The organism is Fodinibius sediminis (assembly GCF_900182555.1).
GTDB lineage: Bacteria > Bacteroidota > Rhodothermia > Balneolales > Balneolaceae > Fodinibius > Fodinibius sediminis.
The window spans coordinates 68,663-90,265 of sequence record NZ_FXTH01000005.1 but is presented as its reverse complement, the minus strand read 5'-3'; the positions used below and the strand labels follow the sequence as shown (position 1 = coordinate 90,265).

The following is a 21,603-nucleotide window of genomic DNA, read 5'->3' as shown; positions in this document are numbered from 1 at the left end:
GTTAGTTAATCTTTAAATTTCGTTCAGCCAGCCGGGTATACAACTCCCTGATACTTTCCTCGACCGGCTGTCCGCTGTCAACCCGGACGCTGTGGTTATCCTGCAGTTCGACAGGGGGTTCATACCCCCTGCTCAGGCTTTTAAAATCCTCCAGTCGCGCATCAGAAATTATCCCCGGCTGCTCCTCACGTGCTTTCAGCCGCTCTTTGATTATGGCATCCGCAGCCCGGACTTCGATGAAAATATAATCGATACCTTCAGACTCCAGCTCCCGGGTCAGCCGTCTTCGTTCCTCTATTTTACTAAACGTGGCGTCCAATATCATACTGTTCCCGGCATTAGCCGCCTTTGCTCTCAGCGTGGCATAGGTCTTTGCAGACTGCTCCCTGGAATACAGTTTATTCCGCCGGGAAGCGGGGGTACGCTCGGTAAGGGGCTGATCCATGGACCGTTTCCGTATGTAATCAGACGAAAACCGTGGCATGCCCAGTTTCTCCGACAAATGCTTGGACAGGGTACTTTTTCCGGTTCCCACACGCCCCATGACAATCAACACCAGAACATCCGAGCCGGCCAGCGCATAACGCAGTGAAAGGTTAAAATAGCGTGTGGCAAGCCGGCGAGCCCTCTCCCGCTCAGCGACCGGTACTTCGTGCTCGGTGCTCTGCAAACTTTTAACTTTCCCCTTCACATACGCCCGGTAGCATTTGTAAAAATTGATAATACGAATCAAATCATCATCCCCCAGCATTCGGGCCATCCGGTCTACAAAATGCCGTTCTTGCTCCCAGCAGTCGTTAAAATCCAAATCCATCGCCAGGAAGGCCAGGTCAGCAGCCAGATCGCCATACCTGAACCGGTCATTGAATTCTATGCAATCGTAGACCATGACTTTTTCCGGACTAATGTAAATATGATCGAGATGGAGATCGCCGTGGCCATCGATAATACGTCCCTGCTCCTGCCGCTTTAGAAACAGGCTTTCATGCTCTTGAAAGTAGGTATTGGTGTAATAGGTAATCACGTCATAGGCAGGGCGGTCTATCGTATCGCTGATAAACTGCCTTGTCTGCTGAAAGTTCTCATCGGTATTCACCTTTATTTGTTCAATCGATCCCCACCGGGCAAGTGCTTCATCCTGCTGCTCCTGATAAAATCGGGCGAGTTTATCTGCCACGCGATTGAGCTTGTCGACAGTAAGCGTCCCGTTTTCGATGTGAAATTGCAGGAAATACTGGTCCGAAAGCTTTCGCATCTTGACGGCATACTCTGCAACGGTCTCGGCCTCCCCTTCTTCCTCCAGCGGGATGATGCGATAATCACCGTGTTTCCCGGCTATCCCTACCACACCCAGATATACATCGTCAGTGAGACGCCGGTTGAGCTCCACCTCCCGGTAACAGTACTTCTTCCGTTTTGCAAGGCTGCTGTAATCCAAAAATCCAAAATCTACCGGCTTCTTTAGCTTATAGACGTAGGGAGGAGCTATGAAAACATGCGAGATATGAGTCTGGATATGATGCACTTCTTCCGGCGCATGGGGATAGGAAGCGGGCTGCTCCAGAAAGTGCAGCAAACCGGGATCCGGGCCGGAAGAAGATGCTTCTCTATTATCCATAACATCCACCGATTATTGAGCAACTATGATCAGGTATTCTTCAACACGCTATTTCCATAAATAGTTCTTGTGCAGGAAAATATAGAAGGGGATCCCTATCACTGCAGCATGCCCCCATCCCGGTTTCGGCATAAAAAGCTGCCTTTCAGTTTTTATCTCTTGCCCTCACTCCCGGGTTGAAAAGGTATAAATCGTTGTAGACTGGTAGCCATCATCCGGCGTAATCACCGTGGAGGGAAAATTGGGATGGTGGGGCGAATCCGGAAAGTGCTGGGTTTCCAGGCAAACCGACGACTGCGGGCCATAGGCATGCCCGCCCTTACCCACCTGGTTCCCTTCACCGGTCAGTGAGTTTGCTGTATAAACCTGCAAGCCGGGCTCGGTCGTATGAACCTCCATCACACGCCCCGATTCCGGATCGAACAAGCGGGCGGCCAGGGCCAGGGCTCCCTCTTCTTTATTAAGCACATAATTGTGATCGTATCCTCCTACATATTCAAGCTGTTGGTTGTCTGCATCTATGCGCGCACCAATTGCAGTAGCCTCGGTGAAGTCAAAGGGCGTTCCCTCCACTGCCCGCAGCTCGCCCGTTGGAATGGCCGTTGAGTCAACCGGAGTATACTGGACGGCATCCACAAAGAGCACATGATCCAAAATCTTCCCCGATCCCTCTCCGGACAAATTGAAGAAGGCGTGGTTTGTCATATTCAGGACGGTTGGCTTATCCGTGCTGGCTTCATACTCCAGCTTAAGCTCGTTATCCTCCGTCACGCTATAGGTGACGGTCACTTCCAGATTACCTGGATAGCCGCCTTCCCCGTCTTCAGAGAAATAGCTGAGCTCCAGGGTTTGGCCGTCGATCTGATTGGCATCCCACACCTGGTGGCGGAATCCTTCCATTCCCCCGTGGATAGAATGTTCTCCATTATTTTTGTCGAGCTGATAGGTGCTGTCATTGAGGGTGAACTGTGCCTGGGCGATGCGGTTGGCGTATCTTCCCATGGTTGCCCCCAGGGAGGCAATCCCGTCGAAGTACTCCCGGGCCGTCTCATAACCGAGCACAACATCACCGAGCTTCCCGTTTCGGTCGGGCACCAACACAGAAACAATTTTGCCTCCGTAATTCGTGATTTGAACTTTCATTCCCTGTTCATTCTCCAGGGTAAAAAGATCCACCTGCTTACCGTCGTGCTCTACCTGGAAATCAGACTGTTCAACCGGGATGTAATCCGGTGATTCCGCCGGGTCTGATGAGCATGAGATAAAGCTGAACATGATGAACAGGATCCCGAAAGCACGAAAATATGAGTACATAAGCTGTAGATTATCTGGAGTATAGTTTAATTGTTCGGCCTTAATATAACAGAAATTGGATCATTGGAAAGGATGTCCGGTCTTTTTATCGCTTTTCTGCTTTACAACACCCTTCGGGCAGCCAGATAACGACTGGCCCAGTACTTTTGAGATATCTGGCTGATAGTAACCCCTTTGGAGGTGGAAGCATGCAAAAACTCCTCTTTATTCAGCATAACCCCTACATGCAGCATTTTTCGACCGGTACGGAAGAAAATGAGGTCCCCGGTTTTTATGGCCGCCCTGCGCACCCCGGCCCCGACATTAAGCTGTGTCCGTGTATTGGTAGGCAAATCAATATTAAAATACTCGGCAAATACGATATTAATAAACATCGAACAATCCACCCCGCTTTGCGACCCTCCCCCCAGACGATAGGGGGTGCCCTTCCAGTCGCGGTAGGCCTGCATGAGCGAAGCCCGGGCTTCGTTAATCGATGCAATACTCACAGCCGCCATGGGCGACGGGGTCACTGTCTCAGTATCCGATGCAGCCTCACGATTTGTGGTATCACTGGCAGCCGTCGCCACCGGGGAACGGGCCGATTGTTTGACGACCCCGCATCCTATCGTGAGCGAAAGAATACACAGCAGCATAAGTATTTTGTTCAAAGATACCATAAAACCGATGATTTAAAGCTTAAACTACTCCATTAAATGATCTATATTTAAAGGTTCAATAACAACGATAAAATTAAGGCAGATATTAAAATATGCAACTTTTGGTAAATGTCGACCATATTGCCACCCTCAGAAACGCCCGGGGCGAAGGGTATCCCGATCCCGTTGAAGCCGCTGGCGCCTGTGAACAAGCCGGGGCCGCCGGTATTGTCTTTCACCTGCGGGGCGACCGGCGGCATATCCGTGATGAAGATGTTTATGCACTTAAAAAAAGCGTGACCGGGACCCTTGATTTTGAGATGGCCGCTACCGAAGAAATGCTGACCATCTGTACGGAAGTGAATCCGGACCTTATTACGCTGGTACCGGAAAGTCGTGAAGAGCTGACAACCGAAGGAGGGCTGAATATGGAAACTGTATTTGATGATTTTCAACAGCGCGTATTCCCCAGGATCCGTGAAACCGACATAAAAATAAGCCTTTTCCTGGATCCCAATGAAGAAGATATTGCATTGGCCGGTGAACTGGGCAGCGACATAATAGAGCTGCATACCGGAACCTATGCCAATGCCACCACCGAACAAGACCGGGAGCAGGAACTCCAGCGCCTGAGGACGGGAGCGCTCCAGGCTTATGAGCTGGGCATGGAAGTGAATGCTGGTCACGGGCTGAATCTTGACAATCTGGAAGCCCTGGTTGAGGAAGTCCCTCATTTAAATGATATCAGCATTGGTCATGCACTGGTCTCTTCAGCCCTGTTTTACGGGCTTGATGAAACCGTCAAAAAGTTCCTTTCCATCATGAACGATTCAAACAGAGCCTGACACCGGGCCATTTATCACAAAGACATCACCATGCAACATTCTGAACAACATAAATCGGGCTATGTGGCCATCATTGGCAAGCCAAACGCCGGCAAATCCACATTAATGAATCGGCTGCTGGGCAGCAAAGTATCCATTACCACCCATAAACCACAGACCACCCGCCACCAGATTCTGGGCATTCATTCGGAAGATGACCTGCAAATTATTTTTCTGGATACCCCCGGAATTATCAACCCGCGCTACGAACTGCAGAAGGCCATGATGAAGACCGTGGACCGCGCACGTACCGATGCAGACATCATCCTGCTCATTGTGGATGTCACCGACTATGAGGTGCCCGGCCGAATTTTTAAGATGTTTGCCTCAATGAAAGGAAAAAAGATTTTCCTGGTTATCAATAAAATCGATAAAACCTCGGAGCAGCAGGTGAAGGTCGTGACCCAAAACATCCAGGAGCGGTTCGACTTTGACCAGACGCTGCTGGTCTCAGCCCTCAATGGCGAGGGCTTGCAGGGACTGATGACAGCCATCAAGGAGAACCTGAAACCGGGCCCGCCCTTTTATCCCAAGGATATGCTCAGCGAGCAGCCCGTTCGGTTTTTTGTGGCAGAGATGATCCGCGAGCAGCTTTTCCTGCTCTATCACCAGGAAATCCCCTATTCCTCCACCATAGATATCGTGCAATACGATGAGCGGGATGACCTTGACTACATCAGCGCAGACATCATCGTCAACCGAAACTCCCAGAAAGGAATCCTGATTGGCAAAGGCGGTAAAGCCATCAAGAAGCTGGGAAAAAATGCGCGGGAGGTCATTGAAGACTTTGTAGACAAGAAGGTATACCTGGACCTGCATGTCAAGGTGCGCGACAAATGGAGAGAAGATCCCAATCGGGTCAGGCATTATGGCTACTAAGGAAAACCAGCGTCCGATACTTTTACGTACTCTTGACAACAGCCACTATAGTCATTTCCGGCATACCCTGCCGGGTGATCCTGAAAGGCAATCCGGCCAACTACGCACATTATACCCCGTATTATTATAATCGGCACCCATGAAACATCCCTTTCATCTGCATCGCATACTGTTTTTACCCGTCCTCCTGACAGTATTCGCTTTTTCGGCGGCTGCCCAGGATTCCGGCGTCCTGGCCACCCGTTCTGACAGCCTCCGCGGCTCCATCACCCCCCAGCGCGCCTGGTGGGAGGTTACTTACTACGATCTTCATGTCACGGTACAGCCGGAAGATTCCAGTATTACAGGCTATAACAAGATGACCTACCGGGTCACCGGGAGGCCTCAAAAACTGCAGATTGACCTTCAGCGCCCCCTGGTTATTGATCAGGTTACCCAAAACGGACAGCAGCTGTCTTACGCGCGAGTTGAAAACAGCAACGCCTACTTTGTGGACGTCCCAGGCCAACTTCAGCATGATTCCCTCTATACGCTTGTGATCTATTACCACGGCCGGCCCAGGGTTGCCGAAAGGGCGCCCTGGGATGGCGGTTTTGTATGGGGCAAAGATTCGGGGGGTACTCCCTGGATAGCAACCGCCAACCAGGGACTGGGAGCCAGTGCCTGGTGGCCGAACAGGGATCATCAAACAGCCGAACCCGACAGTATGGGGATCCACATAACCGTTCCCGACCCCCTGGTTAACGTATCCAACGGGCGGCTTCGGGCCAAAACTCCGCATGACAATGGCATGACCACCTGGAGCTGGTTCGTGTCGAACCCCATTAATAACTACAATATTGCAGTAAATGCCGGCAACTACGTCAATTTCTCCGATACCTACCAGGGAAAGAGGGGACCACTGGATCTTAGCTACTGGGTGCTGGAGCAGCACCTGGACAAGGCCAGGGAACAGTTTCAGCAAGTCAAACCTATGATGCGCTGCTTCGAAGAGTGGTTTGGCCCCTACCCTTTCTACGAGGACAGCTATAAACTGGTGGAAACCCCGCATCTGGGCATGGAACATCAAAGTGCAGTGGCCTATGGCAACCAGTACCAGAATGGTTACATGGGCGAGGACCTGTCGGGCTCGGGCTGGGGACTCAAATGGGATTTCATCATCATCCACGAATCGGCCCACGAGTGGTGGGGCAACAACATTACCTCCAAAGATATTGCTGACATGTGGGTCCATGAGGGATTTACCAGCTACGCCGAATCCATCTACACCGAATGCCGGTTTGGAAAGCAGGCAGCAGCCGAGTACACCAGGGGGCTACGCGACAGAATTCAGAATCGCACCCCTGTTACCGGCAAGTACGGGCTGAACAATGAAGGCTCCGGCGACATGTACTACAAAGGGCACAATATGCTGCACATGATCCGCCATATCATTGACAACGACGCCGCCTGGAAACAGATCCTGCAGGGTCTCAACAAAGAGTTCTACCATCAAACGGTTACGGCCGACCAGGTCGAGCGGTATATCATCCGGCATTCCGGCAAAGACCTTGACGACCTCTTTGATCAATACCTGCATTATGCCCAGCTTCCCACCTTCCGCTATTATATCGACAAGCAACACCGCCTGCATTACCGCTGGCAGGCGGATGTCGACCAGTTTGACATGCCCCTGAAGGTAACCCTTTCCGGCAGTGACTATTCGTTCATCTATCCCGTTTCCGAACGTTGGAAAACGGTTAAAATTGCTGAGGGTACAGACTTCAAAGTGGATCCCAATTTTTATATCATAACCGAAGAGGTTTCCGCCTCAGCAGTAGATTTGATATCAAAATAACCTATTTTTATACTTGTATCGTTTGCAAAAAACAATTATGTTAGCCTTGAATTTATAAAAGGATACCCATGAAACGAGTTGCTTGCAATATGATCTGTTGGATGTGCATTATACGGCTTTGTATGCCCTGTACACATCCGGAGGCTTAATTCGTTTCATCTGAATGAACCAAATTAAAAGCCCTTCGGAAAATCCCGGAGGGCTTTTTTTTTGCACTGTTCTTTGTTATTTGCTGAGCATTGTTATCAAGAAAGGCTGAGGGAACAGGCCCGAAGACGCCTTAGCAACCGCTTTACTCATCTCACTGTATATTTGTGGTGGGGAGAAAGGTGCTACTTCCTGCTCCAGTAGTCCGGAGGAAGATAAATAAAGAGACTTGACGATTCGAAATGACTGAAAAGCCTCTTCCAAAATCTTCTCCAGAAACAGGAGCAGGATTGGGGAAGAGGCTTTTTTATTGGAAATAAAATGAACCGGAAACAAGTCACCAACTGAATGCGAACAACTTTTAACAACTGGTACGACAAGAAAATGCGTGCTACAGAGGCACTGGATGCGGAAACCAACCGCGCCGAGAATACGCTGAAAACGTCTTCATCCATCGCCGTTGTCGGGCTCTCACGGAGCTTTCATAAAGACAGCCAGTTTGTAGCGCGCTACCTGAAAAATGCCGGTTATTCCATTGTGCCTGTGAATCCGAATGCAGATACCATTTTGGGGGAACAATCCTATCCTGACCTTGTCAGCATCCCGTTTCCCATTGATATCGTGGATGTTTTTCTGCCACCGGAGATCTTGCCCAAGGCGGTTGATCAGGCCATTGAAATGGAACCCCGACCCAAAGCAATCTGGCTGCAGCTGGGGACAGGTAAAAACCCCGAAGAAGCTGAAAAAGCTAAGGAGTTTGGTATTGAACTTTATCAAAATCGCTGCATCAAAGTGGACCACCAGTTCCTTATTCGACCAAACGAAGAATCAATATCTAATCCATAACCCATATACTCATGAGTACCAACGAAAAAGAGCGAAGCTATAATTTTGAGACACTGCAACTGCATGCGGGCCAGGAGCCCGATCCAACAACAGGCTCACGCGCTGTCCCCATCTATCAGACAACATCCTACGAGTTTGATGATACCGAGCATGCCGCTACCTTGTTTGCCCTGAAAGAATTCGGCAATATCTATACCCGCATCATGAATCCGACCAGTGATGTGTTTGAAAAACGTATTGCGGCCCTGGAGGGCGGCGCTGCAGCAGTAGCTACCGCATCGGGACAGTCGGCACAGTTCATGAGCATAGCGACCCTTGCACAGGCGGGCGATAATATTGTCTCGACCAGCTTCTTGTACGGTGGTACTTATAACCAGTTTAAAGTAACGCTTCCACGCCTGGGAATAGATGTGAACTTCGTGGACGATGACACGCTTGAAAGCTACGAAGCTGCTATTGATGAGAATACCAAAGCCATCTATGTGGAATCCATAGGCAACCCCCGTGGAAATGTACCCGATTTTGAAGGGCTCTCTGAGATTGCCCAAAATCATGGCATCCCGCTGATCGTGGACAATACCTTTGGCGCTGCGGGTGCTATCTGCCAGCCGATCAAGCACGGAGCCAACATCGTAACCGAATCGGCCACCAAGTGGATCGGCGGGCATGGAACCAGCATTGGCGGTGTAATTGTGGATGCCGGGAATTTTGACTGGGGCAACGGCAATTTCCCACTCTTTACCGATCCTTCGCCGGCCTATCATGGACTTAATTTCTGGGATACCTTCGGCCCCGATGGACCTTTTGGCAATATTGCCTTTGCGATCAGGGCTCGCGTTGAAGCACTGCGTGATTTCGGTTCAGCGCCCTCCCCTTTTAACAGCTTCCTGCTTCTGCAGGGACTCGAGACCCTATCACTGCGTACTGAACGACACTGCGAAAATGCTCTTAAGCTGGCCCAGTGGCTGCAAAAGCAGGATAAGGTTGACTGGGTAAGCTATACGGGGCTGCCTGACCATCCCTATCACGAACGCGCTAAAAAGTATCTGCAGCCCGGGAAGTTCGGGGCCGTCTTGACTTTTGGCGTCAAGGGAGGATTTGAAGCCGCCCGTTCCTTCATCGAGAATGTGGAACTTGCCAGCCACCTGGCGAACGTTGGAGATGCGAAAACACTGGTGATCCACCCATCTTCAACAACCCACCAGCAGCTGAGTGATGAAGAACAGGCCTCCAGCGGGGTTAAGCCGGACCTTATCCGTGTTTCCGTTGGCATTGAACATATTGACGACATCATCGAAGATTTCGACCGGTCGTTCAAACAGCTTTAAGCGGCGGTAAAGCCCGACATCGCGCCCTGCAGAATTACCTGCAGGGCACATTAAAAAAATGTAAATTAATCAATCACTTATGAGTAACACAGTTCAAGAAAAAGAACATTTGGATCAAAAGATTGTGCAGGCGGTACAGACCCTGGCAGAGGAAATAAGCAGTAACCCGGAAAAGGCGGATGTCGTCTTCAAGGCTGAATCAAAGCTCGAAGAAGGCTTGCAGTCTGAGGTAAACATACGTGAATTTCAATTTATCTCCGACGAGCCGGAAAGCCTGGGCGGTACCAATCGGGGAGCCACACCCGTGGAATACATACTTGGTGCGTTGGCCGCCTGCCAGGAAATTGTGATAAAGGCGCATGCCCTTGCTCTCGACATCGATGTAAAATCGGTCAAAATAAAAACAACAGGCGATTTGGACCTGCGGGGGTTCCTGAACCTGTCGGATGAGGCACGCTCCGGATTTAACAATGTTAATATCGTTACTGAGATTGAAACAGATGAAACTGATAAAAAGAAACTCGAACGTCTCAAAGAGATCTCCTTCAAGAATTGTCCGGTTTTGGACATCATTGAAAACCCCGTACCGGTTGAAGGAACCGTCAGTTTCGTCAACTAATCAGACATATTGTGTGTTAGAATCCGCCGGGCTCCCTCTTACCGTCTGACAGATAACAGCTATTATGAATAAAGGCGTACAACAACACAAGCTAACAGAACCTTTTATTACGGAATCGGGTTTTACGATTCCGGAACCGGAAGTAGCTTATCAGACATGGGGAAAACTGAACAAAGCCCGGAACAATGTCGTGCTTGTCTGCCATGCCCTGACCGGCAATACAGCTGTCGACGAGTGGTTTGACGGTCTTTTTGGGCCGGGCAACACGCTTGACCCGGAACGGCAGTTTATCATCTGCACTAATTCACTGGGCAGCTGCTACGGTACGAGCGGGCCCGCCAGCATAAATCCCGAGACGGGAAAACCCTACCGCATTGATTTTCCCAGGATTACCATCCGGGATATGGTTCGCATGCAGCAGCGGCTGCTCGACGATCTTGAAATTCCAAGTATTGAACTCGTTATTGGCGGTTCCATGGGCGGCATGCAGGCCCTCGAATGGTCTATCATGGATGATCGCCCGCAGGCAGCCGTGTTTATTGGCATGGGCAAGGCCCATCGTCCGTGGGCTATTGGCATCAGCCATACCCAGCGCCAGGCGATCTATAACGATCCCAACTGGCAGGGAGGCTACTACAACCCGGAAAACCCGCCCCGCCGGGGACTGGCACTGGCCCGTATGATAGCCATGATCAGCTACCGGTCGGACACGGATTATGAAAACAAATTCGGGCGATTGTCGCAGCAGGGAGACGACCAGGATCAGTTCCAGGTAGAATCCTACCTGGATTACCAGGGGCAGAAACTGGTGGACCGCTTTGATGCTGTTTCCTATGTCCGGCTTAGCCAGGCCATGGACAGTCACGATATTGCACGTAATCGCCAATCAGCGGAACAGGTATTGGGGCAGGTCGACGTCCCGTCCCTGGTCATCGGAATTGATTCGGACCTGCTCTATCCTGTCCAGGAGCAACACGAATTATCACAGCTCCTGCCCAACGCCCGGTACCGGGAACTTCAATCCATTCACGGGCATGATGCATTCCTTATGGAATTTAAACAGATGAATGATATTATTACCCCCTTTTTAATGGAAACACCAACAGCAACGCTTTCTTCCTGACGATGAAGCAATCTCCGATTCATATTCTAAAATTTGGCGGTACATCCCTGCAGAATGCAGCCTTTATAGAACAGGCGGCCCGGGTGGTCATTGACCGCTCTCAGGCGGCTCGCCCTTTTGTGGTTGTATCAGCGCTGAAAGGAGTAACGGATGCCCTTATAGCACTGGCTGAGGCCCCTTCAGATGCCGAACAGCAGATCCATCGCCTGGAACAAAAGCATGTAGCTCTTTTGGAGCAACTGGTGGGCCCGGACAGCCCGTCACGGCGGGAGCTGACCGAACTTTTTGAAGAACTAAGACAGACGGCCAGCGATCAGGTACTGAAAGATGAAGACCGCAGGGCGTGGAAAGACCGCATCCTGTCGGTGGGAGAGCGTGCTTCGGCCCTCATTTTTGCCGCAACCCTCTCCCACAAAGGACTGCAGGCGGAAGCTTTTGAAGCGCACCGGTTCATCAAGACAGACTCCACCTTTGGACAGGCGAAAGTAAAAGAGGGCCCTACCCGGAAACTGGCCCGCAAATTCTTGCAGCAGTCTGAGACGACCCCGGTAATTACCGGTTTCATCGGATCGGATGCCAAAGAACGTATTACAACCCTGGGCCGGTCGGGCTCTGATTATACCGCCGGCCTTATTGCCGATGCCCTAGAAGCGGATCATCTTGAAATCTGGACGGATGTAAATGGCGTCTTAACAGCAGACCCGCGCTGGGTCCCCACGGCACAGCCTATCGAGGAACTCAGCTTCGCGGATATCGGCGAACTTTCGGCGCATGGAGCAAAGGTCATTCATCCCAAGACCATACGACCAATCAACGACAAGGATACGACAGTCCTCGTAAAAAACAGCTACAATCCATCGCATCCCGGCACACGTATTAATGCCGCACACCAGTCAAATGGCGCGTTCAAAACCATTACCATTACAGGGCCTTTCACGCGGCTGCAGGTTGAAGACCAGCATGCATCTGATCTGCTGGACACACTGACCCGCCACCTTGATGGCGAAGCGGAGCCCGAAGCGATCTCATTTCACCGGAGCTCTTCTTTTGAACCGGCGCGCTTTCTCGTGCTTCAGTCGCTCTTTGAGAATATGCGCGACTCGATTCACAGCTGGACCGAAGAACATAACATTGCGCTGAATATCAAAGAGGATATTTACAAGGTGAAAAAGTTCAGCAATTATTTTAAAGACGGCGAGCAGCTCACCAAACGAATATGGAACCTGCTGGCCTCTAAAAATCTCCGCCCCCTGCATATCAGCAGAAACAGTGACGAACGCTTTATTTCTTTCCTGTTCGAAGAAGATGAAGCACGGCGGGCAGCCCGACTGCTCAATGATTATCTGCAGCACCAGAAAACGACGGTCGATCTATTTGTGGCCGGGACCGGGGCCGTTGGACAGACGCTGCTCCAACAGCTTGAAAGAGCAGATACCAAGGAACTGCATTTCCGGCTGCTGGGGACCTGTAACAGCCAGCATACCCTTTGGGATGACCAAGGTCTGCAGGTGCAGGCCAGCGGCGATCACCTGGATTGGTCCCGGGCTGAAGAGACAGACTGGGAAATTCTCATTGACAAGCTTACCCAGTCGTTCAGGCATAATATCATCTTTGTTGATGCCACCGGCAGTGCGGAGGTGGCACGTCTTTATCCACAGCTTTTTGCCAACGGCATTCATGTAGTAACGCCCAGCAAGCTGGCCAATACCTTTGAGCAGTCTTTCTTTGACAAGCTTCAGTCGGAAGCCCGGCGAAATGATGCCACCTTTCGCTACGAAACAACCGTGGGAGCCGGACTGCCGGTCATTTCCACGCTCGAAAATTTGCGGGACAGCAACGACGAAATCAAAAAAATATCTGGCGTTGTTTCAGGCACGATGACGTACCTCTTTAATCAGCTCGAACAGGATGTCCCCTTCAGCGAGGCGATCACCAAGGCCCGGGAACTCGGTTATGCCGAGCCTGATCCCCGTGATGACCTTTCCGGGGAGGATGTGGCACGCAAATTTCTGACCCTGGCTCGCACCCTGGGGCTCAAAATTGAACGCGACGAGTTGCAGGTGGAGTCGTTGATCCCGGAAGAACTTGCAGAAGTCAACCAATCAGCCTTTCTTACACGCTTGAAAAAATACGACGCCTATTGGCATCAGCGAATGCAGAAAGCTAAAAGTAAAAATGAAACGCTTCGATATACGGGACAACTGTCTGATGGTAAGATCTCCATTGGTATAGAATCCCTTCCCATCGATTCACCCATTGGCCAATTGCGGGGCACGGATAATCTTTTTCAGATTTTTTCTAAATTCTATAGCCAGACTCCGCTGATCATTCAGGGGCCGGGTGCCGGCAAGGAAGTAACGGCTGCAGGTGTACTGAGTGATATTATGAAAACGGCCAAACAACTTAAGTAAATACTTTTTTACAACTTCAATAAAGATAACCTAACATAAATAATGATGTCTTCTGATCAGGGTTTATACCAATCCCACCATGAACATGATGCTTGCGGAATTGGTTTTGTAGTGAATATTAAGGGAAAAGAATCCCACAAAATTGTTGAACAGGCACTCACTGTTCTACATAACCTCGACCACCGGGGAGCCACCGGAAGTGAAAAGAATACTGGTGACGGGGCGGGTATTTTACTGCAGATTCCCCACAATTTCCTAAGCGACTCCTGCAGGGGACTGGGTATCGACCTTCCCGGGCGCGGACAATATGGAGTTGGAATGATTTTCCTTCCGCCCGATCGGGAAGAACGGCTGGCTTGTGAAAAGATTATCAGGGAAGTCGTTGAAGAGGAAGGACAGGAAGTGCTGGGATGGCGAAAAGTACCTACCGACAACTTTTACCTGGGACAGTCTGCAAAGGATGCTGAACCTTCGGTGCGGCAGCTGTTCATCGGCCGCAGCCGGGATATCCATACCGAGCTTGATTTTGAGCGTAAACTCTATATTATCCGCCGCAAGATTACCAAGCGAATTGAAAACAGCGAGATCCAGGATAAAGACTATCTCTATATAAACAGCCTCTCCTCACGCACCATTATCTACAAGGGGATGTTGACCTCCACACAGCTCAAGGATTTTTACCCGGACCTGACCGATCCCAAAATGGAATCGGCCCTGGCCCTGGTCCACTCGCGATTCAGCACCAACACCTTCCCCAACTGGAAGCTGGCCCACCCGTTCCGGTATCTTATTCACAACGGTGAAATCAATACGCTGCGGGGCAACCAAAACTGGATGCGTGCCCGCGAGGCTCAGCTCTCGACCGATCTTTTCGATGTCGACCTGGATACGCTCAGGCCTATTATCCAGGAAGACGGAAGTGACTCCGCAAAATTTGACAACTGCCTGGAATTTCTCCTTCTCAGTGGCCGTTCACTGCCTCATGCCATGATGATGATGATTCCCGAACCCTGGGAGAAACATGAGAGCATGGACGACGAAATGAAAGCGTTCTATGAATATCACAGCTGCCTGATGGAACCCTGGGACGGTCCGGCCTCCATCGCATTCACGGATGGAAAAACGGTGGGTGCTACGCTCGATCGCAACGGGCTGCGTCCCTCCCGATACTATGTGACCAGCGACGACATGATCGTACTTTCTTCCGAAGTCGGGGTGCTTGATATCCCCGCGGAAAACATTGTATACAAGGATCGCCTGCAGCCGGGCCGCATGCTCCTGATCGATACCGAAGAAGGACGCATCAAGAGCGATGAAGAGATTAAACATCAGATAGCCCAGGAACATCCCTACCGGGAGTGGCTCGATGACAACCTTGTTGATTTCCATGACCTGCCATACAATGAGCAGGATGAACCCGGTATCTCCCACGATGAGATTGTACACCGGCAGAAAGTATTCGGCTATACCTACGAAGATCTGAATGTTAACGTGGGGCCCATGGCCGAGAACATGCTGCAGCCGGTAGGCGCCATGGGAAATGATGCGCCTATTGCGGTGCTCTCCAACGAACCACAGCTGCTTTACAATTATTTCAAACAGCTATTTGCCCAGGTAACCAATCCTCCCATTGATCCTATCCGTGAGGAACTGATTACCTCCACGGAGACAATCCTGGGATCTGAAGGCAACATCCTGGACACTACCCCGGAGAACTGCCGCCAAATACGGTTGAAAACACCTGTTCTCAAAAATGAGGAACTGGCGAAACTTAAGAACATTAATCTCTCCGGCTTCAAAAGCAAAACGCTCCCGATCCTCTTTGATGTCAAGAAAGGCGGCGAGGGACTCGAACAGGCCCTGGACAATCTTTTTGATGCCGCGGACCAGGCGATTGAGGATGGCGTTAACATCCTGATTCTCTCTGATCGCGACTTTAACCGTCAAAAAGCACCTATCCCGGCCCTGCTGGCTGTGGCCGGCCTCCATCACCACCTGATCCGTTCGGGCAACCGGACAAAAGTGGGACTGGTACTGGAATCGGGGGAACCGCGTGAGACACATCACTTCTGTACGCTCCTGGGATATGGTGTTGAAGCTGTCAATCCCTACATGGCCTACGAAAGTCTGCACGACCTGATCCGGGAAGGTCACCTTGACCTCTCCTTCGAGCGAGCCCAGAAAGGATACAACAAGGCTGTTGTCAAGGGGATTGTCAAAGTGATGTCGAAGATGGGTATATCCACCATCAAATCGTACCGGGGTGCTCAAATCTTTGAAGCCCTCGGACTCGACAAGGAACTTGTGGATAAATATTTCACCTGGACGGATTCCCGCATCGGGGGCATCGGCCTTGATACCATTGCCCGGGAAGCTCAGATGCGTCATCATGAGGCCTTCCCGAACTACCGCACCAACGGACAGGTTCTGGATGAAGGGGGACAGTATAAATGGCGGAAAGAAAGCGAATACCACGCTTACAATCCCAAGACGGTCCACACCCTGCAGCTTGCCACCAAGAACGGCGACTATGAACTCTATAAAGAATACTCGAACCTGATTGACGAACAATCGGATCCGCCCGCAAGCCTGCGAAACCTGATGGATTTTAATATCGACGAATCCCAGTCCATACCGATTGAAGAAGTCGAATCGGTCGAAGAAATATGCAAACGATTTAAGACCGGAGCCATGTCGTATGGATCCATCAGCCAGGAGACACACGAAGCACTGGCAATAGCGATGAACCGCATCGGCGGTAAAAGCAATACCGGCGAGGGCGGCGAAGACCCGGCCCGTTATACCCCTGAACCGAATGGCGATTCCAAGAACAGCGCCATCAAGCAGGTAGCCTCGGGACGATTCGGGGTCACCAGCGAATACCTGACCCAGGGTGATGAAATCCAGATCAAGATGGCCCAGGGAGCCAAGCCCGGCGAGGGCGGTGAGCTGCCCGGACGAAAGGTATATCCCTGGATTGCGGATGTACGGCTATCAACGCCGGGCGTGGGACTTATATCCCCCCCGCCCCACCACGATATTTATTCGATTGAAGATTTGGCACAGCTGATTCACGATCTGAAAAATGCCAACAAGGATGCCCGCATCAATGTAAAGCTGGTCTCTGCTGTTGGCGTAGGAACCATTGCCACGGGCGTTGCCAAGGGGCATGCTGATGTCATCCTGGTGAGCGGTCACGACGGCGGCACCGGAGCCTCACCGCAGACCAGTATCAAACATGCTGGACTTCCGTGGGAGCTGGGGATATCCGAGACCCATCAAACGCTGGTGTTGAATGATCTTCGAAGCCGTGTAACGCTCGAAACGGACGGACAAATTAAAACAGGCCGGGATATTGCTGTCGCAGCCCTGCTGGGCGGCGAAGAATTCGGATTCGGCACCAGTGCCCTGATCACGCTGGGCTGTATCATGATGCGCGTATGCCACCTCGATACGTGTCCGGTGGGCATCGCTACCCAGAATCCCGAATTGCGCCATAAGTTTACCGGTGATCCGGCCTACGTGGTTAATTTTATGAAGTTTGTAGCCCAGGAGCTCCGCGAATACATGGCTAAACTGGGTTTCCGCACCGTAGATGAGATGATCGGGCGAACTGACAAGCTCGTCCAGGCGAAAACCGACCACTGGAAAGCCCGGTACCTGGACCTATCCCCCATCCTGCACCGCCCGGACCGGGCCGATGAGGTGGGCACACGATGCATGATCAAGCAAAATCACGGCTTGGAAAATGCTCTTGATATCCAGACACTCATGGATATCTGTGAACCGGCACTGGCCAACGAAAAGAGTGTCCGTGCTACCCTGCCCATCAAAAATACGAACCGGGTGGTGGGCACCATCGTCGGCAGCGAGCTCACCCGCCGTTATGGATCCAAAGGATTGCCCGAAGATACGATCCACCTCAAGTTCGAAGGATCGGCCGGGCAAAGTTTTGGCGCCTTCATCCCCAACGGCATGACCCTTGAACTGGAAGGGGACGCCAATGACTACTTTGGCAAAGGCCTTTCGGGCGGCAAGCTGATATTGTATCCTCCAAAGAATGCCCGCTTCGATCCGGCGGAAAACATTATCGTCGGAAACGTATCCTTCTATGGAGCCACCAGTGGGCAGGCCTACATCCGCGGAAAAGCAGGTGAACGGTTCTGTGTGCGAAACAGCGGCCTTCATGCCGTCGTTGAATCCGTGGGCGATCATGCCTGTGAATATATGACCGGCGGACGTGTAGTCGTTCTCGGGGAGACGGGCAGGAATTTCGGGGCCGGCATGTCGGGCGGTATTGCCTACATCCTGGACAGCAACCAGCAGTTTCACAAGCGATGCAACACCGACCGGGTCTTGCTGGAGCAGCTCAATGATAAAGAGGAAATTGAGCAAGTCTACGAGATGATCCGCCGCCACGCCGAATACACCGACAGTCACCGGGGCTGGAAAGTACTCGCAAAGTGGGATGAGATGATCCACAAATTTGTTAAAGTACTCCCCAAGGACTTTAAAAAGATGCAACAATCGATCGAAAAGGCTGAACAAGAAGGTCTTGAAAAAGACGAGGCGGAAATGGAGGCCTTCCTTCAGAATCGATAACTGCGGAAGGCACAACAGACCAGACGATCTGCCGCATCAACAAATATATTAAATCAACTAAATTGTATATCAACTACTATGGGTAAACCAACTGGTTTTATGGAGTTTGAGCGTAAAATAGCTCCGAACAGAGATCCCAACCAACGAGTTAAAGACTGGGATCAGCTTCATGATCATCTGTCAGAAGAGGAACTTCAGGAACAGGGAGCCCGCTGCATGGACTGTGGGATCCCTTTTTGCCAAACGGGCGAAGATAAAAAGGGCCGTACCATGGGGTGTCCCGTTCACAACCTTATTCCCGAGTGGAACGACCTTGTGTACAAGGGCAAATGGAAAGAAGCCCTTGACCGCCTGCATAAAACAAATAATTTCCCTGAGTTTACCGGGCGGGCCTGCCCGGCTCCCTGCGAAGGCTCCTGTGTGCTCGGACTTATAGATACGCCGGTAGCTATCAAAAGCCTTGAGCAGGCCATCATTGACAAAGGATTTGAGGAAGGCTGGGTTGAACCGCATCCACCGGAAAACCGCACCGATAAGAAGGTGGCGGTGGTCGGCTCGGGCCCCGCGGGCCTTGCAGCTGCGGCCCAGATCAACAAGGCCGGTCATCATGTTACCGTGTATGAACGGGACAAGCGCATTGGGGGGCTTCTCATGTATGGCATCCCCAATATGAAGCTGGAAAAAACGGTCGTCGAGCGCCGGGTAGACCTGTTGAAGGAAGAAGGAATTACTTTTATAACCGAGACGGAAGTTGGCACAGACCTTCCGGCCCCGGAGCTTACCGACGAATATGATGCCGTTATCCTGGCCGGCGGGGCCACGAAAGCCCGCGACCTGAACATCGAAGGCCGTGATCTTGATGGCATCCACTTTGCCATGGATTTTTTGCATGCCAATGTCGAAAAGCTGCTGAAGGATGATCACAAAAAAGAATTTATCTCCGCCAAGGATAAAGATGTGATTGTTATCGGCGGCGGCGACACCGGTACGGACTGTGTAAGTACATCCATGCGCCACGGCTGCAACAGCATTACCCAGTTTGAGATCCTTCCCAAGCCCCCCGATCACCGGGATGAGGATAATCCCTGGCCCGAATGGCCCAACATCTACAAGCTGGACTACGGACAGGAGGAGGCCAAGGCCAAGTTCGGTGACGACCCGCGCGAATACCTTATCATGACCAAGAAGTTTGTGGGTGACGGCAAAGGCGGGGTCAAAGAATTGCATACGGTCCAAATTGAATGGACAACCAACGAAGAAGGCCGAAAAGTGCCCCGCGAGATTCCCGGCACCGACAAAGTATGGAAAGCGGATCTTGTGCTGCTCGCCATGGGCTTTCTGGGACCTGAGAATCCCGTACTGGAGCAGCTTGATATTGAACGCGATGAGCGCTCCAATGCCAAGGCTGAACACGGCGATTATCACACCAACGTCGAGGGCGTGTTTGCCGCCGGCGATATGCGCCGGGGACAAAGCCTGATTGTCTGGGCCATCAATGAGGGACGCGGAGCCGCCCGCGAATGCGACCGCTATCTCACCGGCACTACCGAATTGCCCTGAAATTACCCACAGTCGCACTTAAGAATGCAAAAGGTCGATCGAAAGGTCGGCCTTTTGCCATACCTGCACCTGCCCGGGACTTCAACGGCAGAGAATCCCAATACTCTCTGAAGTGATTCCTTATCGTGGCCCCAAATTTTCTCCCACACTCTACCACCTCGTCCCCACCATTCTCTTCTCCCTAATATCATCACTTTTATGTGGAGCGACCTACCTCTAAACGCCCCATTGGGCTTTTTGCATGGTGATCCCCTGAACGACCGAAAAACCAATTTCATTTTCTGGAATAAGTTCTTGACATATTATATCCTTTCGGGGTACATTGTGGGGTGAAGTGGTAGAATGTGGGAGTTCATGACCACTCGTCGAATTCGATAACATATGCTGTAATTCTGGGGACCGTTATATGCCTAGTTTTAAAGGCCAATATAAACATAGTGTTGATAGTAAAGGACGCGTTAGCTTCCCGGCTAAACTGCGTAAGGCTCTCAATCCCCAAGCACAAGAGCGCTTTACTATATTAAGAGGGCTCGAACCCTGTCTTTATCTCTACCCAGAGGATGAATGGCAGAAAGTAGAGGCGCAACTCTCCCAGATCAACAGCTTTACGAAAGAAGGTCGCACGGTGAAACGCAATTTCCTGCGTTTTGCCGAGGACCTTTCGCTGGACAACCAAAACCGAATCCCACTCCCTTCACAACTTACTGACTGGGCCGGCATCGATGGAAAAGCCATTTTTATCGGCAGTGGTGAACGCATAGAGATATGGTCCCCTGCCAAACTGGATGAAATCGATTCCGGCCTGGACTTTGAATCGTATCAAGAACTTTTTGAGCGCGTGATGACTGATAATGACAGCAATGAGCAAGAATGAAACATACTATGAGCATCAGCCGGTATTGCTGGAAGAGTCCGTAGAATACCTGATCACGGATCCCGGCGGTATCTATATTGATGCCACGCTCGGCGGTGGCGGACACAGCCTGGCATTGTTGTCTCAATTAAATAACGACGCACAGCTCATCGGTCTCGACCAGGACGACGAGGCACTGGCAGCCGCGAACTCCCGCATTGGCAATGATCCCCGTTTCTCAACCATCAAGGGGAATTTTGGCTATCTGAGCCGGCTGCTCCCTCCGGAACTGCACGGCCGCCTGTCAGGCGTCCTGCTTGATCTGGGGGTCTCGACCCACCAGATCAGTGAAGCTGAACGCGGCTTCACCTTTCAAAAGGAAGGTCCCCTGGATATGCGTATGGGCAACCTGCGCGGCATCACCGCCTACCAGGTGGTCAATGAGTATTCCTATGAAGATCTCCGTGACGTCATTTACCACTACGGCGAGGAGCGGCTAAGCCGTGAAATCGCCCGTGAAATTATCAGCCGCCGTCCCATTGAAACAACAATCGGCCTGCGCGATGCTGTTGAGGCTGTCGTGTACGGCAAACATCAAATCAAGAGTGTGGCCCGGGTCTTTCAGGGTATCCGGATCGAGGTTAACCGTGAGCTGGATATGCTACGCGAGGTTCTCGATCAGTCCCTTGCCCTCCTTCAGACGGGGGGACGCATTGTAGCCATCAGTTACCATTCTCTGGAGGACCGCATCGTCAAGAAGTTCTTTAAATCAGGGAACCACGAAGGTAAAATAGAAAAAGACTTCTATGGAAATCCCCTGACTCCCATTGAGGAGATCTCCGGCGGTATTATTCGCCCGACGGAAGATGAAATAAAACAGAATCCGGCTGCCCGAAGCGCAAAGATGCGGGTTGCCGAAAAAATCGAACTCCCGGAGGCGTAGA

The 21,603-nt window shown here is 51.3% G+C and carries 15 protein-coding genes and 1 riboswitch; of the genes, 12 read left to right on the top strand and 3 right to left on the bottom strand.

Annotated features, from left to right (window positions below; translation table 11 throughout):
- Position 1 precedes the first annotated feature (1 nt).
- The 3 genes from FN808_RS06905 to FN808_RS06895 form a co-directional block, all read right to left on the bottom strand.
- Positions 2-1,618 carry a bifunctional aminoglycoside phosphotransferase/ATP-binding protein gene (locus FN808_RS06905; protein ID WP_142713832.1) on the bottom strand — a complete coding sequence of 539 codons (1,617 nt, stop codon included), beginning with the start codon at positions 1,616-1,618 and terminating at the stop codon, positions 2-4.
- A gap of 165 nt (positions 1,619-1,783) precedes the next feature.
- Positions 1,784-2,932, bottom strand: a complete 1,149-nt coding sequence (locus FN808_RS06900) for an aldose epimerase family protein (RefSeq protein WP_221929954.1) — start codon at positions 2,930-2,932, stop codon at positions 1,784-1,786.
- Positions 2,933-3,033: 101 nt separating this feature from the next.
- Positions 3,034-3,567, bottom strand: coding sequence for an NlpC/P60 family protein (locus FN808_RS06895; RefSeq protein ID WP_185958285.1), 534 nt, complete (start codon positions 3,565-3,567; stop codon positions 3,034-3,036).
- A 116-nt stretch (positions 3,568-3,683) separates the two neighbouring features.
- Here FN808_RS06895 and FN808_RS06890 point away from each other — a divergent pair, with 116 nt between their 5' ends.
- From FN808_RS06890 to rsmH, 12 genes are all read left to right on the top strand, one after another.
- Positions 3,684-4,415, top strand: a complete 732-nt coding sequence (locus tag FN808_RS06890) for a pyridoxine 5'-phosphate synthase (protein WP_142713830.1) — start codon at positions 3,684-3,686, stop codon at positions 4,413-4,415.
- 30 nt (positions 4,416-4,445) lie between these two features.
- Positions 4,446-5,333 (top strand): GTPase Era, encoded by an 888-nt coding sequence (gene era / locus FN808_RS06885; protein ID WP_142713829.1) that lies wholly within the window; start codon positions 4,446-4,448, stop codon positions 5,331-5,333.
- A gap of 139 nt (positions 5,334-5,472) precedes the next feature.
- Positions 5,473-7,170: a M1 family metallopeptidase gene (locus FN808_RS06880; protein WP_142713828.1), complete on the top strand. Its 1,698-nt coding sequence runs from the start codon at positions 5,473-5,475 to the stop codon at positions 7,168-7,170.
- Positions 7,171-7,409: 239 nt separating this feature from the next.
- Positions 7,410-7,539: riboswitch (SAM riboswitch) on the top strand.
- 126 nt (positions 7,540-7,665) lie between these two features.
- Positions 7,666-8,163 (top strand): CoA-binding protein, encoded by a 498-nt coding sequence (locus FN808_RS06875; RefSeq protein WP_221929953.1) that lies wholly within the window; start codon positions 7,666-7,668, stop codon positions 8,161-8,163.
- Between the two features lie 11 nt (positions 8,164-8,174).
- Entirely contained in the window at positions 8,175-9,491 is a 1,317-nt protein-coding gene (locus FN808_RS06870) for an O-acetylhomoserine aminocarboxypropyltransferase/cysteine synthase family protein (RefSeq protein ID WP_142713827.1), read from the top strand.
- Between the two features lie 79 nt (positions 9,492-9,570).
- Positions 9,571-10,110, top strand: coding sequence for an OsmC family protein (locus FN808_RS06865; RefSeq protein ID WP_142713826.1), 540 nt, complete (start codon positions 9,571-9,573; stop codon positions 10,108-10,110).
- Between the two features lie 64 nt (positions 10,111-10,174).
- Positions 10,175-11,233 carry a homoserine O-acetyltransferase MetX gene (metX, locus tag FN808_RS06860; protein WP_142713825.1) on the top strand — a complete coding sequence of 353 codons (1,059 nt, stop codon included), beginning with the start codon at positions 10,175-10,177 and terminating at the stop codon, positions 11,231-11,233.
- Positions 11,234-11,235: 2 nt separating this feature from the next.
- Positions 11,236-13,644, top strand: a complete 2,409-nt coding sequence (locus tag FN808_RS06855) for an aspartate kinase (protein ID WP_142713824.1) — start codon at positions 11,236-11,238, stop codon at positions 13,642-13,644.
- A gap of 42 nt (positions 13,645-13,686) precedes the next feature.
- The gene (gltB, locus tag FN808_RS06850) at positions 13,687-18,246 is read left to right on the top strand and encodes a glutamate synthase large subunit (RefSeq protein ID WP_142713823.1); all 4,560 of its coding nucleotides are present in this window, start codon (positions 13,687-13,689) and stop codon (positions 18,244-18,246) included.
- A gap of 78 nt (positions 18,247-18,324) precedes the next feature.
- Complete coding sequence (locus tag FN808_RS06845) at positions 18,325-19,806, top strand: glutamate synthase subunit beta (RefSeq protein WP_142713822.1); 1,482 nt, start codon at positions 18,325-18,327, stop codon at positions 19,804-19,806.
- Between the two features lie 406 nt (positions 19,807-20,212).
- Positions 20,213-20,680, top strand: a complete 468-nt coding sequence (mraZ, locus tag FN808_RS06840) for a division/cell wall cluster transcriptional repressor MraZ (RefSeq protein ID WP_142713821.1) — start codon at positions 20,213-20,215, stop codon at positions 20,678-20,680.
- Entirely contained in the window at positions 20,667-21,602 is a 936-nt protein-coding gene (rsmH, locus tag FN808_RS06835; protein ID WP_246068293.1) for a 16S rRNA (cytosine(1402)-N(4))-methyltransferase RsmH, read from the top strand. Before mraZ ends, rsmH begins: the two co-directional genes overlap by 14 nt.
- The last annotated feature ends 1 nt before the right edge of the window (position 21,603 follow it).

Excerpts from the sequence above, each read along its gene's own strand:
- FN808_RS06905 (WP_142713832.1), bottom strand. The coding sequence starts at position 1,618 with ATGGATAATAGAGAAGCATCTTCTTCCGGCCCGGATCCCGGTTTGCTG.
- FN808_RS06895 (WP_185958285.1), bottom strand. The coding sequence starts at position 3,567 with ATGCTGCTGTGTATTCTTTCGCTCACGATAGGATGCGGGGTCGTCAAA.
- era (WP_142713829.1), top strand. The coding sequence starts at position 4,446 with ATGCAACATTCTGAACAACATAAATCGGGCTATGTGGCCATCATTGGC.
- FN808_RS06890 (WP_142713830.1), top strand. The coding sequence starts at position 3,684 with ATGCAACTTTTGGTAAATGTCGACCATATTGCCACCCTCAGAAACGCC.
- FN808_RS06865 (WP_142713826.1), top strand. The coding sequence starts at position 9,571 with ATGAGTAACACAGTTCAAGAAAAAGAACATTTGGATCAAAAGATTGTG.
- rsmH (WP_246068293.1), top strand. The coding sequence starts at position 20,667 with ATGAGCAAGAATGAAACATACTATGAGCATCAGCCGGTATTGCTGGAA.
- FN808_RS06880 (WP_142713828.1), top strand. The coding sequence starts at position 5,473 with ATGAAACATCCCTTTCATCTGCATCGCATACTGTTTTTACCCGTCCTC.
- FN808_RS06845 (WP_142713822.1), top strand. The coding sequence starts at position 18,325 with ATGGGTAAACCAACTGGTTTTATGGAGTTTGAGCGTAAAATAGCTCCG.
- FN808_RS06900 (WP_221929954.1), bottom strand. The coding sequence starts at position 2,932 with ATGTACTCATATTTTCGTGCTTTCGGGATCCTGTTCATCATGTTCAGC.
- mraZ (WP_142713821.1), top strand. The coding sequence starts at position 20,213 with ATGCCTAGTTTTAAAGGCCAATATAAACATAGTGTTGATAGTAAAGGA.
- FN808_RS06875 (WP_221929953.1), top strand. The coding sequence starts at position 7,666 with ATGCGAACAACTTTTAACAACTGGTACGACAAGAAAATGCGTGCTACA.
- gltB (WP_142713823.1), top strand. The coding sequence starts at position 13,687 with ATGATGTCTTCTGATCAGGGTTTATACCAATCCCACCATGAACATGAT.
- metX (WP_142713825.1), top strand. The coding sequence starts at position 10,175 with ATGAATAAAGGCGTACAACAACACAAGCTAACAGAACCTTTTATTACG.
- FN808_RS06870 (WP_142713827.1), top strand. The coding sequence starts at position 8,175 with ATGAGTACCAACGAAAAAGAGCGAAGCTATAATTTTGAGACACTGCAA.
- FN808_RS06855 (WP_142713824.1), top strand. The coding sequence starts at position 11,236 with ATGAAGCAATCTCCGATTCATATTCTAAAATTTGGCGGTACATCCCTG.